The organism is Phyllobacterium chamaecytisi (assembly GCF_020164455.1).
GTDB lineage: Bacteria > Pseudomonadota > Alphaproteobacteria > Rhizobiales > Rhizobiaceae > Phyllobacterium > Phyllobacterium chamaecytisi.
This window is the reverse complement of the sequence record NZ_JAIQWW010000020.1, coordinates 38,395-55,080: the sequence shown is the minus strand read 5'-3', so window position 1 is coordinate 55,080 and position 16,686 is coordinate 38,395. Positions and strand designations below refer to the sequence as shown.

6 protein-coding genes and 1 pseudogene are annotated in these 16,686 nt (G+C 54.2%); 2 read left to right on the top strand and 5 right to left on the bottom strand.

What is annotated here, in order from left to right:
• Window positions 1-137 precede the first annotated feature (137 nt).
• Window positions 138-785, bottom strand: a pseudogene (locus tag LB462_RS24795) (recombinase family protein).
• Between the two features lie 433 nt (window positions 786-1,218).
• On the opposite strand from LB462_RS24795, the gene LB462_RS24790 reads away from it, so the two are divergent.
• Window positions 1,219-5,814: an NACHT domain-containing protein gene (locus LB462_RS24790; protein WP_224513524.1), complete on the top strand. Its 4,596-nt coding sequence runs from the start codon at window positions 1,219-1,221 to the stop codon at window positions 5,812-5,814.
• A gap of 68 nt (window positions 5,815-5,882) precedes the next feature.
• On the opposite strand, the gene LB462_RS24785 is transcribed toward LB462_RS24790, so the two are convergent.
• The 4 genes from LB462_RS24785 to LB462_RS24770 all read right to left on the bottom strand — a co-directional run bounded on the left by LB462_RS24785 (window position 5,883) and on the right by LB462_RS24770 (window position 13,432).
• A complete protein-coding gene (locus tag LB462_RS24785) occupies window positions 5,883-6,374 on the bottom strand; it encodes a hypothetical protein (protein ID WP_224513522.1) in 492 nt (163 codons plus the stop codon).
• 234 nt (window positions 6,375-6,608) lie between these two features.
• Complete coding sequence (locus LB462_RS24780; protein WP_224513520.1) at window positions 6,609-8,357, bottom strand: reverse transcriptase family protein; 1,749 nt, start codon at window positions 8,355-8,357, stop codon at window positions 6,609-6,611.
• 426 nt (window positions 8,358-8,783) lie between these two features.
• On the bottom strand, window positions 8,784-12,080 hold the full coding sequence (locus LB462_RS24775) for a UvrD-helicase domain-containing protein (protein WP_224513518.1): 3,297 nt from the start codon (window positions 12,078-12,080) through the stop codon (window positions 8,784-8,786).
• Window positions 12,077-13,432 (bottom strand): PD-(D/E)XK nuclease family protein, encoded by a 1,356-nt coding sequence (locus LB462_RS24770; protein WP_224513516.1) that lies wholly within the window; start codon window positions 13,430-13,432, stop codon window positions 12,077-12,079. Before LB462_RS24770 ends, LB462_RS24775 begins: the two co-directional genes overlap by 4 nt.
• Before the next feature lie 1,600 nt (window positions 13,433-15,032).
• Here LB462_RS24770 and drt5 point away from each other — a divergent pair.
• Complete coding sequence (gene drt5 / locus LB462_RS24765; RefSeq protein ID WP_224513514.1) at window positions 15,033-16,598, top strand: antiviral reverse transcriptase Drt5; 1,566 nt, start codon at window positions 15,033-15,035, stop codon at window positions 16,596-16,598.
• Window positions 16,599-16,686: the final 88 nt, after the last annotated feature.

Below are 16,686 nucleotides of genomic sequence, written 5' to 3'. Positions count from 1 at the left end.
CAATCGGTCTTGCGGCGCGCCGAGGGGAGGGGACAATCAATCCTGGGTCAGCCAGTCCCTCGCACACCAGCCGTTGACCGAACGGCGCAGACGATCAACCGACCATGTCTGTCCTGTCTCGCGGTTGAGGCTCCGGGTCACGTCTTCCCAGGATGATCCGGACGCATGCGTTGCACGATTGGCAACCAGGATGACATGTTTGTGGTCAAATCTGCGAGATGGCTGCGTCGTCGTGCCCGCGACGCCTTGGCGAGCGCATCTGGCCGCAGTTCACGGAAGCCGGGGTTGCCTGGCAGTTTACCCCGCGCTTTGGCAGCCTTGATCCCAGCCTTCGTGCGTTCGGGAATCAACGAGCGCTCCAATTGGGCGACAGCGCCCAGAACCTGTAAAGAAAACATGCCTTGTGGCGTCGAGGATCGAAAGCGAGCGCCACCTGCTCCAAGTGCTCGATCACCTGCAGCAGATGCCTGACAGACCGTGCCAGACGATCGAGCAGCACATCGTCGGCTTTAATCCCGCAACAGCTTCGCCAGCACAGGTCGCGCCCGGGACGCGCCGGAGCCCTGCTCCTCGAAAATTGTGTGACAACCAGCGGCTTTCAACCCGATAAGCTGCGCTTCATTTGGCTGCTCCTCAGTTGAAACACGGGATACCCAACGAGACGTGGGTTTGAGTTTCGTTTCATCTTCGAGCGGCCTTACGCCGTTTTGTACAATATCGGAGGTTATGGATAAAGGGTCAGTTGGAAATGCCGATAAATGTTCTGTGGGACGGATATCGGACATAGTAAGCTAAACAAACCAATACCTTAAGCTGCGTTGAGACGGCACAATGGTTTCACGGTAGCACGGTTCATGAAAAATATCCGTCATTAGCATAAGGTTGAAATCGCGGTCTGCCGCAAGGAAGGTAAGTGGGAATTAGCTTCGGTTTACGAAAATAATCCAGTAATAATAATGCATTAACTATACTCTTGCGAGAAGATGATGCTAACAGCAGTCCCTATTTCTCAGAGATCACCAGTCAGGGATCCTAATCTATGCGACCTGCTTGGACGGCTCGAGTGCGGAACTGAAAGCAATCGACGCTCTGCTCCTAACAATCGGGGACAAAAGGGGTTACCGAATCGTGCAAAATTAACCACCCGAGAATATCCTTGTAGTTAGCGATCAATTGCAAGTCCCCCATGGATCCAGCCGCGAAATAGATGATTTTATTATGCTGAAAACTGAAATTGACTACACGCGCATCCGTCCACATGGTGGGAGCCGGGACAAAGGATTTGAGGAGCTCGTGTGCCAGCTGGCGTCGCTGGAGCCCCGCGAGGCGACTGCGTTCTTCCATCGCAAGGGTATAGGTGCGGATGGCGGTGTCGAGTGCTTCATTCGTCAGCCTGACGGCTCCGAGACGGGCTGGCAAGCCAAGTATTTTTTCGTGCTCGGCGCCGTCCAGATCAATCAACTCAACAAATCAATCGAGCAGGCGCTGGAAAAACATCCCCGGTTGAGCCGCTTCGTGGTAGCGCTGCCGTTCGATCTGAAAGATGCTCGGATGGGGAGGCAACAGACGGAACTTGAGCGGTGGGAGGCGTGGTCCGCGCGTTGGAAGGCGAAAGCGGCTGAGACAGGGCGATCCCTTGAATTCGAACTATGGGGTGCCACCAACCTGACAGAGCGTCTCAGCCGGGATCTTCCTCTCTATCGCGGACGAACGGTATTTTGGTTCGATGAAACCATTCTGACGCCACCCTGGTTTCGTCAGCGTTTTAATGCGGCACGGGCGACACTCGGGGCCCGCTACACGCCTGAAACCAACATCGACTTGCCGATAAGGCGGGCAATCCAGCAGTTTTGTCGTGATCCTTCGTTAATGGCCGAGATCGAAGAATGGTCACTCAAGGTAAACGAGCGCGGATATCGTGCCGTCGATCAGCTCGCGGGCTACGATGGTGCAAAGGAGTTGGAAAAGGAGGTCGAAGGTATTTCGACGGCACTGCGATCGCTGAATGAAATGTTTGGCACGTTTCCCGCCGAACCTGACTATATATTTCCGCTTGAGCAGCTCCTAGAAAGGGTCAACAATCTACGGCGTGCCGGGAGTGCAGCAGCACGCGCATTCTGGGAATGGGAACGGAAGGCGGACGGAAAACGCGACCGTGAACGATATACGGAGCATACGTTTTACCAACTGAGCGATGCGCTCGATGAAGTGGTTGATGCCATAAAGAGTGACCGCTGGACCGTCGTCAATAGCCGGCGCCTTCTCGTGTCCGGAGAGGCTGGCGTCGGAAAATCTCACTTGTTTGGTGATGTCGTCCAATATCAGATAGAACGCGAATGGCCCGCCATTCTCGTTTTGGGAAGTTCGTTAGTTGAGGCAGATCCATGGACTCAAATCATAGCAGCATTAGGTCTTCAGGGCAGGACAACTGATGAGTTTTTGGGAGCGCTTGACTCTGCCGCGCAGGCGGCCGGTATGCGCGCTGTCTTGTTTATTGATGCTATCAATGAGCGTCACGGCATTGATCTCTGGGCACCCCGGATAGCTGCCTTTCTTCAATCCATTGAAGGATTTCCGAATATAGGAATCGCATTGTCCTGCAGGACAACATATTTGCCTTACATCGTCCCTGACGTCCAGGCTTTTGGTGATCTGCAACATATTGAGCACCGCGGCTTTTCTGGCCGACCTGATGCTGCGAATGAGTATCTCGATCGGCGCGGCATCATTAGGATGGCGGCACCCAATCTTATTCCGGAGTTTTACAATCCCCTGTTTCTTAAAACCTGCTGCGACTTTCTCGAAAAGGAAGGCCGTAGGGAATTGCCGCGGGGACTAACCGGTATCACCGAGATATTCGAGTTCTATAGCAACGCGATCGCAAGGATCATCGAGACCCGCTTAAAACTCGACCGGCGGCGCAACATCGTTTCCCAGTCGTTGACGGGTCTCGCGGCCGCCTTCGACGACGGATACAGGGGCTACACGGACATAGCGAGCGCAAATGAGATACTCGACAAACTACTCCCTCCGGACGGCACGGTAGAAAAGAGCCTGCTGGCACAGCTCGAAAGCGAGGGCGTGATTGCGGTTGAACCAGTCATGGATGAGGACGGGAAACTAACGGAGACGGTCCGGTTCACTTTCGAGCGTTACAGTGACCATCGCATCGCGACACTGTTGATCGATCGGCACCTCGATCCATCCAATCCATCGGCGTCCTTTGCGACAGGTACGCCGCTCGCGGAAGTCGTAACTGGCGATCGCGCCTACGAGCGGGCAGGTATCATCGAAGCTCTGGCGACCCAGCTTCCGGAACGCTGCCAGCACGAGCTGCCCGATCTTATACCGTCGGCCAAACATGGCGACGTTTGGCTAGTTAACAAGGCATTTCTGGGCAGTCTGCTTTGGCGCAAACAGCAGTATTTCACAAAGCGGACTCTTGAACTGCTGGAGGCGGCATCGGAGTATAGCGGCGAGAACGAGTTGCTGCGGACGTTGATCGCTATCGCTACAGAACCCGATAATCAGTTCAATGCACGGTTCCTCGACAGCCGCCTTAGAAAAATGTCGATGCCCGAACGCGATAGCTTCTGGTCCGTGCGAGTAATTGATGAAGGCGAAAAGGATGACAGTCCCCTAGAGACTCTCGTCGTCTGGACACTGCGGAACGGTTTCCACCCGATTGAAGAACAACGGGCAGAATTGGCAGCGTTCGCGCTGAGCTGGCTTTTCTCGACCAGCCACCGCGCCGTCCGGGACCGCGCTACCAAGGCATTGTCAACTTTGCTAGCACCGAGGCTTGGATTAGCAGCCCGGCTTGTTCGCGAGTTCGCTTCCGTCAACGATCCATATGTTGTAGACCGCGTGCTTGCTGCTGCGTACGGCGCAGCCCTGCAAGGGATTGACAGAACGGCGCTACCCGAGCTTGCCGCGAGCATTTGGAAGACTATTTTCGCGGGCCGCACACCGCCGGTTCACATCCTTATTCGAGATCACGCACGCGGCATTATCGAATTGGCAGCACATTATGGCGTGTTGCCCGAAGATGTGGACCTTTCTAAAGTGCGCCCTCCCTATCAGAGCGACTGGCCGCTAGAGGAGGTCTCTGTCGAGACGGTCGAAGCATACAAGCAAGATTACCCCAGCGGGAGCTATACAGACAGCATCGTCAGTTCGACGGTCAATGATGGGGATTTTGCAAGGTACGTGATCGACTCGTCTGTTGGCGGCTGGACGCCCTTCGGCATCGAGTGGGCCGGCAGTGATCGCAAATCACTGTTCAACTCGTGGCGGGAACGATTGACCTCCGATAATCCCAAGGCCGCAAAGCAGCTTAGCAAGGTGCTGGACGCAGCCGCAGCACTGCGGCTTTCACAAAAAGATCGGCCCTTGCGTATTGAATTCGTTTTAGTTGAACCAGGCGCAAAGAAGGTGCCAAAATCCGCCAAAACACCGGCCGAGGGTGAATGGGAGAAACTTGAACGCAAGGTGGTAATTGCCGAGAAGAAGCTGCATGGCACAATGTCGGAGGATGAATGGACGGATTATCAGCTGTACGGGCAATCGTACATTTACGCGGATACCTACTCCCGTCGGAGTCATTCATGGCCGCCACGACTGGACTTTCCTGCCATGCGCCGGTGGGTATGCAAGCGGGCGCACGATCTCGGATGGACATCGGAACGATTTGCCGCGCTGGAGAGAAATCTTGCCTCGTCGGGCAGGATGGAGCACCGGATTGAGCGGATTGGCAAGAAATACCAATGGATCGCCCTGCACGAGCTAACCTCTCGCCTGGCTGACCACCTTACTTATAGGGAATCTTTCCAAGATACGCTCCAAGTGTTTGACGGGCCATGGGAACCGCGCGGACGCGATATTGATCCTTCTCTTCTGGTCGAACGTTCAAATGGGGACGGGTGGCGCTCATGGGATGCAACATGGTGGATGCCGGCACAAGTGCGAATGAAATCAGTGCCTCCCGCCACGAGGCTCGCATGGCTCAATAGCAACGACGACTTTGTCAACGACGAAGCGCTGATCTGGGTTGAGCACCCGAGGACAGGCCGGCGCTGGCTGGTCTTAGATGAATTTGCTGCCTGGTATCAGTGGGGCGTTCATCGCGGCGACAAGGAAATGGAGCGCAAGACCTGGTTTTCGATAAGTAGCTTTCTTGTGCGCTCCACTGATGCAGACACCATTCTTCAGCACCTGTCGGGCCGCGGCTTGAACAGCAGAGACTTGCCGCAACTGGAAATTCCGTGGCGCGGCTATCTTGGGGAGTATCCCTGGCACCCGGTTTATGTGGGCATAGATCATTGGGTTCCTGCGGACAGACAGTATGGTTTGCCCCTCCCAACCCAACCGACGGTATCAAGATATAGCGCCGAGCGTGGCGGCTACGATTTCTCCCTCGCAGACAATCTGAGTTTTTACATCCCTGCTCCCGGCCTCATGCGTGGTCTGGGCCTTGGCTTGTCCAACGGCAGAGAACTCACATATGCTGATCGATACGGTAAGCTCTGCTTTTTCGATCCGTCGACGAAGGAGCCAGGACCCAGCGCCGCGTTGGTGGATGAGGATATTTTTTTAGATTTTATCAAACGAGAGAACCTGGTGCCAATTTGGGTAATTTCCGGTGAGAAGAGCGTGCATGGTGGCCGCTCTCATGGCCGGGGTTACGGCGGAACACGTTCGTTTACCTCGATCTATCGGCTTCAGGGCGAAGGGTTCTTGAGAGAGGATTTTTTTCATCGTCACGACCCTTCACGCGATCAATTGGATGAGCTTCTCGGCCCTGTTACTACTTAGCGATAATCCCCTGCGGAATCGTTCTTGAAGTGTCTAACCAGTGGCTTTCTGCCAATGGGGTATTGGCACTAATGGCGCGGCTGCGATGTCTTCTCAGACTTCTTTCGGCCGTCTGGCTGTCCAGCGGTTATCGGCAATGGGCTGCCTGGGTAGCGCATTGCTTCCTGCAGCACGGCATGCGCCTCCAAAACGAGAGTGACGTCGCGCTCCCATTGCCCGTCCGGTCCACCGGTGAACTTCTCTCCGTGAATGTAGCTGTTGCGCACTCTGCAGACGCCGTTCACGATGAGCTGGGCAACATTGGCAAGCGGAGAGGGATTAGGTGGAGCCCACGTCATGTCGTTCAGCAGCCGTCTAGGCGGTTGCCCGATCAGTGTCTTGGCAAGACCGGAAGCGATGACGTATTCGAAGAATTTGGACCCGAGATGCTGTGCGAACGAGTCCCAGTCTGCCTCCGCTATTGTCTTATCCTGTCGCCCGAAGCCCGAGCGCTTCATTGCGTATTCCATCTGCCGGAAATCTTTGACGAATGCGTCGGCCGCCAGGTACGGGTTTTCCATGACTCTGTCGCTCCTCGTCGGCGCTCCATCATCGTTGAAAACTGTGATAGAGGCACCAAGTTTTTTAAGATGTTCCGCATTTATTCAGCAGCGATAATATAAACATTACGCAACTCGGTCCCAAGACAGAATAGTTTTATGAATCCCGAAATTCTTGCCCGTTACCCGCCTTATCCAACGCCAATTGTTGACCTCACGGTCGGATGATGGAAGTGCCGCGCCAAAATCACATCACTACCAGGGCTCAATGGGTCGCCGCCTTGAGTATTCGGTCCACGTTTCGACATCCAGTATCAATCGATACTTGTCTCTTAAGCGTTCAAACATCAGGCGCTCGCGTGGCTCGGGTTTACCAAGGGGACTCGGCTCAGATCGAAGATACGTACCTAACACACCCAGAAGAAAGTCAGGGGCGCTGATCCCAAGATTTGGCTTTGATACAAATTCCACTGCAAACCCTTTGGGATGACGATTGTTGCTAGCTTTAAGGTCATCAAAGGCGCGCTGTATTTTGGCTTTGGCCTCGTCACGAGAGATCTTGCTGTTCTCCTCACAGTATATGAACACGAATTGGCTTTCGGCCGCCATAAGTCGACGTGGAATCAAAGCACTCAGAAGGCGTAGATATGTGGCTTCATAGTCTGCAGGACTTTTGCACGGAGCGAACGCGACGTAACCTTCGAATGGCATTGCCGCTAAACGCTTGACGTATTCAAGACGTAGATCCTCGGTGGCGTCCGAAAAATGCAGGCCTTTCTTTAGTAGTATTTCAGTGTTTCCAGCGGCCCAAAGATCGGCGCGTGCCGAGCTGAGTACCTCCGAAGTTTGGCTTATCAGTTCTTGGGCGTGCTGCGTCACCGTCATGCCAAGGGCGAGAATTTTATGTCCGGTTTTCACGTACTCAGCCTCATCGATAAAAATATAGAAGGGCGCGCGGTATTGCCCTCTAGGGGTGAAGCTTGGCTTGGCCCCGTTGGCAAGTAGTATCTCTCTCCAGCCGGTCTTCAGGTCGGCAGCCATGCGCGGTTCGTGGTGGGCGACAAACTTCACAAACCCGTCGATCCGATTAATCTCCTGCTGGATCACACTGTCGTCGTTAACTCCGCGGTGTCGCAAATGATCGGCCAACCCAAACTTACGTGCAAAGTACAATTCCCTTCGCAGCGAATGTTTCCTTTCTCGTGGTACGTGAGGCCGTAATGGATCACTGATGCTTAGACCTGTTACATAGTGCGCTTGCCCTATCTTCGATTGCCGCGTCTTTGCATCGGCGATTTTGAATCCGTTCGATCCGAGAATGGCGCGCACTTCTTCTACATCGGGTATCTTGCCGTTACTCGAGAAACTAAGATCGTCTGCGTAGCGGGTGTACGTAGCGTCGATCAGGTCGGCCAATGCCTTCAGTTCGAGATCTATTGGAAGAGCAATAGCATTGGATATGATTGGGCTAGTGGGAAAACCGAGCGGCAGAGTTGTGCCGATTGTAAGGAAACGGCTGAGAAGGCCCGAAACCGTAGCGTTAACACCTAATGATTGAAAGAGACGGCATACGCTCTCGGTGGTAATGGACGGGAAGAAGTCTTGTATGTCAATTGAGAGGAGCACCCTATGCCCCGTATGTGCTTTGGCATTCTCCCGGATATTCCGGCCCGACATGTATCCATATACGCTGTCGTGCGGATACTGGTCTAATTTAAGTCGGAAAAAGGAGCCAAGTCTTCGAGCCAGAGCCTTGTAGTGGGACTTATTGAGGAGAGGCTCCCAAACCGTTCGATTGCCGCGCGTTTTGTTCTTCTTGGGAATATCGTGCCTGATGAACAACGGTATGCCGATTTCGGTTGTGATCGTAGGATCCGATACCGGACAGCCGATGATAGGGGGTTCGAAAGCAAGAATGGCGTCAAATAAAGCTGCGGGAATCCCAAGGGCCGTGATGAGTTGTTCTCGCGATTCAAGACGGCTAAGGTCGTGCCAGTACTCCATTAGCTGCTAGCTAAAAAAGGAGCGACATCCCACACGAAGCAAGTAGTTCTGAAATCAGCTGACGCGACTCGCGCCTTAAACCTTGTTGTCATGCCGCCCCCCAGAAAGCACTATAATAAATGTCAAAATTGCGCAATCAATCTATGTTGAGCAATCCCCAGATTATTTGACCTGCAATCTTCGCCACAATAGCGTTGTCGCCTTCCTTTGAACTGGAAAGCGACGATTTTGTGTAGCATCGAGACTACAGACTACTGCCATTGTCAGTAGATACACGGTGCTAGGTGAAAAGAAGTGGACCCGGTGTCCCTTGAGCTATTCATCGGTTCCATTAAGGATTTAAGTATATAGAGTGGTTTCGGGGATGATTTGCTGCGGTTCCCTCGCGGCGGAACCCGAAACGACAGGTCTTGCCTAACAGGTACATTATTCTGTGCCGTTGTTCAGCCAAACAACTTGGCCCTGTGTCATATACACGATGGCGCCGCGCCTGGCCCCGGTGACTGAAACGTACTCTGCGATTTGGCCGAGATAGCCGGCGTGCTCGCTGGGCGTTGGACTGACATCGGATTTCCAATCGAGTACTACTGTAATCTGCCCGTCTTCGACGGCCAGCGCGTCTGCGCGTCCGGAGAGATAGGTATCGCCTTCAGCTGACCAGACCGCAACTTCAGGTACAAGAAGGGACCGCAACGCGGCAATCTCAGGATGCCTCAATGTACGAATGGCCGCGGACGCCATCTCAGTTGGATCAGGAAGATCACTCTCGGATTTAGTGTCCAGAGCCACGAGCTGATTGAGAAGGAGTTTGGCTCGTTCCTGCGCGGCGGAGATGTCATCGGAGAGTTCCCGCGTGAGAAATTCTTCCATCAGTTTATGCAGGACAATGCCGCGTAGGCGCCCAGCGCCTACCGGCTCGACCCGTTCCTCCGGGTCATCAGTTGCGATGGCAATTTCTGCTGGGGTCGCTGCCCGGTCTGGATCGTGGTCGCTAGGTCTGTGCCATAATATAGGTGATGAAGACAAAAGGACATTGGCGTGCTCGTCTGCGAAGCGCTCCGCCGTTTGCAGATTGATGGTCGCAGTTGTCTGTTCGGAGGCAACCGAAGAAAGGAGCCCGAGATCGAATTCTGGGAGATCCTTATGGTCTGATCCTAGAATACGTGACCATGACCGGCTTTCCGCTGAAGGGAGGTTCGGGACGATCAGAATATCCCGAGCACGCGTACATGCGACGTACCACATTCGCTCGCGCTCGCGGGCTTCACTTACACTCTCTTCAAGTCGAGCAGCCTCCAGGTCGGGAGGCGGGACTCCCGCTAGGATCCAGTGGAGGGTGTCATCGGATCGCCGATGCACGAACTGGGGTGGTGAGCGAAATAACGTTGCCGTGTTAATGGGGATCACGACTGGCCATTCCAAACCCTTGGAGCTGTGCACTGTGATAATTTCGATCGCATCATCAGAAGTATCGGATCTGCCTTCGGTCAGTGGAGTCTGCTTTTCCCAGTCCCGCTGAAGGTCCGAAACGAAAGCTTGCAATCCCGCGACTGCGTAAGGACGAGCCATCTCGATCAAAGTGTCAACATTGGTGAGTGCTCGCGCATTTCGATTGGTGTACCGCGCTGCGAGGAGCATGCGAATATGGAGCCGCTCGACCGCCTCTGAAAGGAGCAGCGTAGGGGTTGTCACGGCTGCGCGCCGCCGGAGGTATTGCAGGTTTTCAAGCACAGTCCTGGCCATGCTGTGCGTGACGTGGTTTGGGTCAGTCAGGGAGGTAAAAGCCCGGCGGTCAACTCCCTCACTTGCCGGAATAGCCTCTGTTATGTCTAGCAACTCGTCATCGGTCAGTCCTACCAAAGGTCCCCGCATGAATGCACCGAAAGCCAGCGTATCAAAGGGATCAGCAAGTAACCTAAGCAATGCGAGAACATCCTGAGCCTCTTGGCGTCGCAGGAGTGCTTTGCCTGCTTGAGACGCTACCGATAGACCCTCATCCTCAAGTGCGCGTTCGTAGCGCCAAAGGTCTGTCCCGGTTGGAGCGAGAAGAGCGATGTCGCCAGGACGAAGTGCTGACGCCGATCCGCGGGAACGAACAACCTGCACGGCTCCAACCAATCGGCGACAGACCTGCGCTACAGCCTTTGCCTCCGCATCGCGCTGCGTATTTGATGAAGATCGAGGAGGAACATCAACTGTTAACTTCATCGTTGAAGGTAGATCTTGGTCGCTACTTTCTATCGTATGAGAAAGGGCAACATATTCTGGCTGGTCCGTTCTTGAGAATATTGGCTCGAACCAGGCATTGACATGATCGACGATTTTTCGCTTGGAGCGGAAGTTTGCCGTCACCTGTACAATTTCACCCCGGTCCTGGTTGGCGACAATCGCGCGAGCCTGGTTATAAGCTTCGATGTCCGCACCGCGAAAGCGATAGATCGCCTGTTTCGGGTCACCAACAAGAAACAGCGCGCTAGGTTTGAGCCGCGCCTCTTGCCACCGCTCGGGCCGTTTCTCCGCCGCTACGAAGAAAAGGATTTCTGCTTGTACTTGATCTGTGTCCTGAAATTCATCGACGCAAATATACTGGTAATGTTGACCCAACTCTTGACGCACAGCCTCGTGGCCGGTCACCAGATCGCGTGCGAGCAGGAGCAGATCGTCGAAATCCAGTGCCGCCGCGGCGCGTTTCCGAGCGCCATATTCCGCAAGGATCGTGTCAAGCGTGTCAGACATCGAAGCAATGAGCGCGCGCGATATGTATCCGAGCAAGTTCCGATACGTCAGGTCCACCCGGTCGAAACGAGCTTCTGCCTCGGCGTTGAGATGCTCGCCTCTTTCTGCACCAAAGGCGTTTTTCCACGCGGTTTTGCGATGATAGGGCTGAAGTTCATTACTTTGCCATTTCATAGCAGCCACGCGGGGCGGGTGCGCAAACGTCCAGAGGTTTGCGAAACTCGGGCGGCTTTTAAACACCCCGGTATAGAATGCTGAAAGTGTCCGCAGGTCCTCCACCAACTCGCCTGTTCGGCCGTCCCCGGGGCTCGAGGCGAACCAGCGGGCCAACTCGTCGACGGCTTGTACAAAGTCAATGTCGGGCCGCCCATCAAACCTAACCGGGACTGCGCGCGCCGTAGGATGTTTTCGCCTGAGTTCAGCAAGTTCTTTGATCAAGGCAACCACTTTCAGCGGATCGTCCTTGGATAGCACATTCACAGGGTCATCTGGTTCCTCCTCCCCAGACAGACGATTGATTAGCCATTGGGAGAAAACTTCATTGAACATGGCATCGGCCGATGGCGCATCGATGATGCGTGCGCCTGGGTCAAGATTGGCCTCGACCGCGTAACTGCCGATCATGGCTTGGCAAAACCCATGGATGGTCGCTGTGGTAAGTTGATCGAGACGATGGGCGGCGCCGACAAGAGCCAGCCGTTGCTGCTGATTTAGTCCGTTCGGCAACGCAGAACTGAGAACTTTCGGAATATCACCGCGAAGTAGCTCCTCGACGGTTAAGCGAATTCGATGAGCGAGCTCACTGGCCGCAAGTTCTGTGAACGTAATCGCTGCAATGTGGCCGGGCTCTCGTCCACTGGCCAACAACATAGCCACACGGCCGGCCATTAAGGACGTCTTCCCCGTGCCGGCCGCCGCTTCAACAAGCAAAGTTGCATTGAGGTCAGTCAATATCCGGCGGCGCCGATCCTCATCGACCAACGTCATCGACGATCCCATAACCGCGAGAGGTCCTTATTCACGTCACTGAACGCGCTTTGTTTGCGCTGAAAATAAGCCTCGCGATCGGATGGAAGGGCTAACCGCAGATCGTTGTATTTATCAAGGCCATCGGGACCAGATACTGCTCCCCTATTTCGCAGGGCATTGCAGGCAATCGCGATGAAACCAGCCACATCCTCAATAGCTTCATCTAGTACGTTGCCGGTCAGCGCGAAGGGAGCGGTATTGCCGCTAAGATATACCAAACGTGAGACAATAGTCCGGGTTTCGGGGAGGAGCTGGCGTGTGGCCATCGCATAGAGAACCCGCTGCAACTCATTTCCATGCTCAATTATAATGTTTTTTGCATTTTTCGGCGCCTCACCGCTCTTGTAGTCAGAAATTCTGACCGCATCTGCGGTTTCGCGTAGGTCGAGCCGGTCGATTCGGCCTCCAAAGCGAACGTTGGTCCCGACGATCCGCACTTCTCGGCACGGGTCCCACGGCAGGGCGTCGTTGGCCGAAGGTTCTGTTTCGCCGAAGGGAACTTCAACCCAACTGCGAGTACCTCCCAGGATATGGTCATCAACAGTGAGGCCGCGCCGGGTGAGGCGTGCGGCCTCGTTCAAGGTGTGTCGCCAAAGGATATTGGGTGGGACGGCTCGCGCCAGGGGCCACGCTTCCGCCACTGCCGCTACGGCCTTATTCATCGCATTTTCGATGTCGGCTTCGCTCGATCTTGCGAATCCTGGTTCAGGCTCAAGTGTCTCGATTGTCCGGCGAATGAGTTCATGCACAAGTTCGCCAAAGGCGCGTGGCGGTAGTGCGAGCGGCTGTTGCTCAAATTCAGGTGATTGCCATCCCAGCCCATACCGCCAGACAAAGCCCAGCGGATCACGTAGTAAACGTCTGATTGATGTTGTGGACTGGACACCATCCAAAGAGCGTTCGATGACAGGGTGTGGCGACCGTACAGCACCGTCATGAGCGGTGAGCATTTCACGACCCCAGTCTTGCCAGCATTCGCGGCTAGCATTCACGCGTGCGGTTTTGACAGCCTCCTTTGGCCGGGCCAACAAGCGGTCAGATTCGCTGAAAGCGTGCTCTGGGATACGTGAACGGCCGAGGGACTCTTCATTCGTATCATTCCAAAGAGCACTGGGCGATTGGAGAGCACCCTGACCACTGCGTCTGCTGCGGGACAGGATGACTACGCAACTTGCCTGCCCTACGATCACGTTGAAGTTCTCGCGGTCACGATCAGGTAGTGAAACCGGCTGAAGCAGGCGACGAGGCAGAATATGATTAGGAATGAGGGGATCATCACGCTCTGCCCTGGGCCATGATTTGCTAGTCATCCCTAATAGACGCACTGACCGCCTTGGACTACCCGCCAAGTGAGAGGCAGGGCACCAGACGATGCTGTTTCCTGGATCCCGGCCGTCTGGCACTCGCAAGTCTTTTAAAGATAGCGTAATGGCGTCGGGGGGAGCGATCCTAAGTGCCTCGTCCCACAAGAGTCGACTGGCATCCGTGAGCAACAACTCTCCGGCCTCAACCGCCGCGGCTGTGCCGCGCGCAAGAACCTGAAGTATGGGGAGCAGGACATTTTCAGCGGCTTCTCCACCTGCACGCTTCATCCGCGTGCCTGCAAGCGCTGCGCGCCAATGTTCTACAGTGAAAAGCCCCGCACCTCTTGGCAATGCTACTGCCCAGTCGGCAGGGATTAGGCTTCTTGTGTGGGAAACCGGGAGCCTGCGGATCAGGCGTCTTACTCGCAGCTGGCTGAGCCCCTTTGACAAAATATCCGCCAAAGCGGCGCAAGCCTGTCCTTCGCTAGTCCCGAGGGCAGGGATCCCGTGAGAAAAATGTAGGGGCAACCCTGCATCCTTCGAAAGTGCAAGGAAATGGTCGTCCCATGTGAAAGGTGAGGGCGCCGTAATGGCAATACCGGAGGCAACTACATTGCCTTGGCTGAGAAGTTCTCGTGCCCATCGCAGTGCCTCAACCACTTCGGATCGTGGATCGGCGCATACCTGCGACCGCATGGCCGCGGGCTGCATAGGCAAAACCGCAATCTTACCGGGAAACCAGGGGCTGGGGGTGGCGATGGGGGAGGTCCATGTCACATCCGTCTCGCCTGCGAGGCCCACAACGAGCGGGCGCCAGATAGGATCAATCTCGATAAGACCCTCCAAGACTATCGAAGGAAAGAGAGTCCGGGCGAAAGCGAGTCGATCAATTGCCACATCTCTCAAGTCGCGCGGGATAAGGACACCAGGTGGCAACGCAGCGCGAATGCGCAACTCGATGAGATGCAGGTCGGCGAGTCGGGACGACTCGGTTGCCAAGTCCTCCAGAGCAAGGTCTGCTCGCCAAACTGATGCAAGAGAATGGGCGACCGCTCTGGTCATTCCTGGGAGTTCGCGAACCGTTTCGAGTTCGGCGAAACCGCCCTCGGCGAGCGCATCGCGAATTGCCGGGTATACAAGTTCCGGTCCAGCAGAGCGGACAAATCCGCCCGCGAGCCGTGCAGCCAGCTGAGACAGAGTTAGCACGTCGCAGCCGATATCGCCGGATCTTGCGGTCGCAAGACGACGAGTGCGAACAGCAAGAGGTCCTTCAACAATGACGGCCACACGTTTCATGTAATGTTATTCAAGTTTTGCACGCTATTTCGATCCTCCAATTTCAATCTAGCGTCTTCAACTAGGCTCTAAGCAAAATTTTGAGACAGTGACAGCCCAGCGATCGGAGGCATCCGAATAATCGCAGCTGATCCATAAGCCACCATAAACCACAATATTTTACAAATTGATTGTGCGCGGGCACCCAACTGTTTTCAGTCGTTATTGACGGGAAAATCAAATATGGTCAACGACGACAAATGCAAATCTCTTTAACGCTAAAGGGCAGTTGTCCAAATTATTTAATAACACAATGTAACTGGGCGCTGTCGTGAACGAAACTGTAAAGCCTAGCAAACCGTGGCCGACGAAAAAGAATCATCCTGCGGTAGTACCGAAAGTTGTTGTGGCGCCTTACACTTCAACACAATTCTTCTTGGAAGATTTCCCCCGCACGCTTTTTCCGCTCGACACGAACAAATTCTTGGTCGAGCAAGGGGCAGCGGAATTACTGGCCTTCGCTAATGAGATCGTAGCAGGAAATGGGTCTTTTTTGCCCCAGCGCCGGGTCTTTGCCAACAAAGACGCCTTGCACTCGCGCCGTACCGTCAAGCTTGATCCCGTTGCAGAGTTCTTTCTCTATAACCTTATTTATGAAAACCGCACGCACTTCAGGAAACCACACACCGCACGCCGGCAGCACTTTGGCTATCGTTTCGACAATGGGCATCCTATTCCTCCTTCACGCAGTTACGCGGAATTCAAAACCGAAGTATGGAATGGGACTTTCGAAACTGAGGAGTTCATCGCCTGCGATATCGCCGCTTACTTTAACGGTGTCTACCACCACGATTTGCATGCTTGGTTTGGGCGTATCGGTGCCTCGAGTTCCGACGTGGAGGCATTTGGTAAGTTCCTGCGAGAGATCAATGCAGGACGTTCACTTGATTGTTTACCGCAAGGTCTTTACCCGGCTAAAATGATTGGAAACGACTTCTTGCGTTTTGTCGAGGAGTCCTCGGCAATTCGCGCAAAAAAAGTCGTCCGGTTCATGGATGACATCTATCTATTTGACGACAATTTAGGTGTGCTGCACGCCGATTTCGCAGAGGTTCAGCGCTTGCTTGGTTTAAAAGGCCTTTCCATCAATGGCTCCAAGACGCAGTCCGGTGGAACACCGGCTACAGACAAGGCCGACGACGAAATCAGCGAACTTAAAAAGCGGCTGCTGAAGCGACGGCGCCATCTAATAGTCTCGCGTTATGACGATGAGTTTGATTATCAGCCGGAAACATTGGGGAAAAGCAATGCCAATGAGGCAATATCAGAAGATGAAATACAGTATGTGATCTCGCTCCTCAATGATGGAAAGCTTAGCGAGGAAGATGCGGAACTGATTCTAATTGTCATGCGCGATAATGTAGACCGCATTGAGCCGCATCTCGCACTCTTTGCGCACGGATTCCCGCACCTTGCAAAAAATTTCTATGGCCTCTGCGGCGATGCCAAGGATAAGGAAGCCATTGCTACGATAGTGCTCGGCGTTGCCAGCGGTGGTGAATACGTCGGTGAATATCAACTATTTTGGTTTGGTGTCATGCTGGAGCATTATCTCATTGATACGAGCCTAGCGCCCGACTTGATAAATGTCCTATACAGGCATCATAACGCCACAGATATTTCTAAAGCTAAGATTCTTGAAATTCCCGATTTGCGCTATGGTCTCCCAGAAATGCGTGAAGCCTTTTTGCGCGAAGGTAGATCGGATTGGCTATCGTGGGCTTCTGCGGTGGGGTCGCGAGGTATGAAGAAGTCAGCGCGAAATTATCTTCTTGAATACTTTAAGAATGGCTCGGCTATGAATAAGCTCATCGCCGAAATTATTCAGAAGAATTAAGCCCCAGTGGGCAGCTTTTGCAAGACCATTGCCAAGAGGTACCTCGCTGCAGCTTCATCCATGTTTCTGTGGCTACCTAAGTAACTCA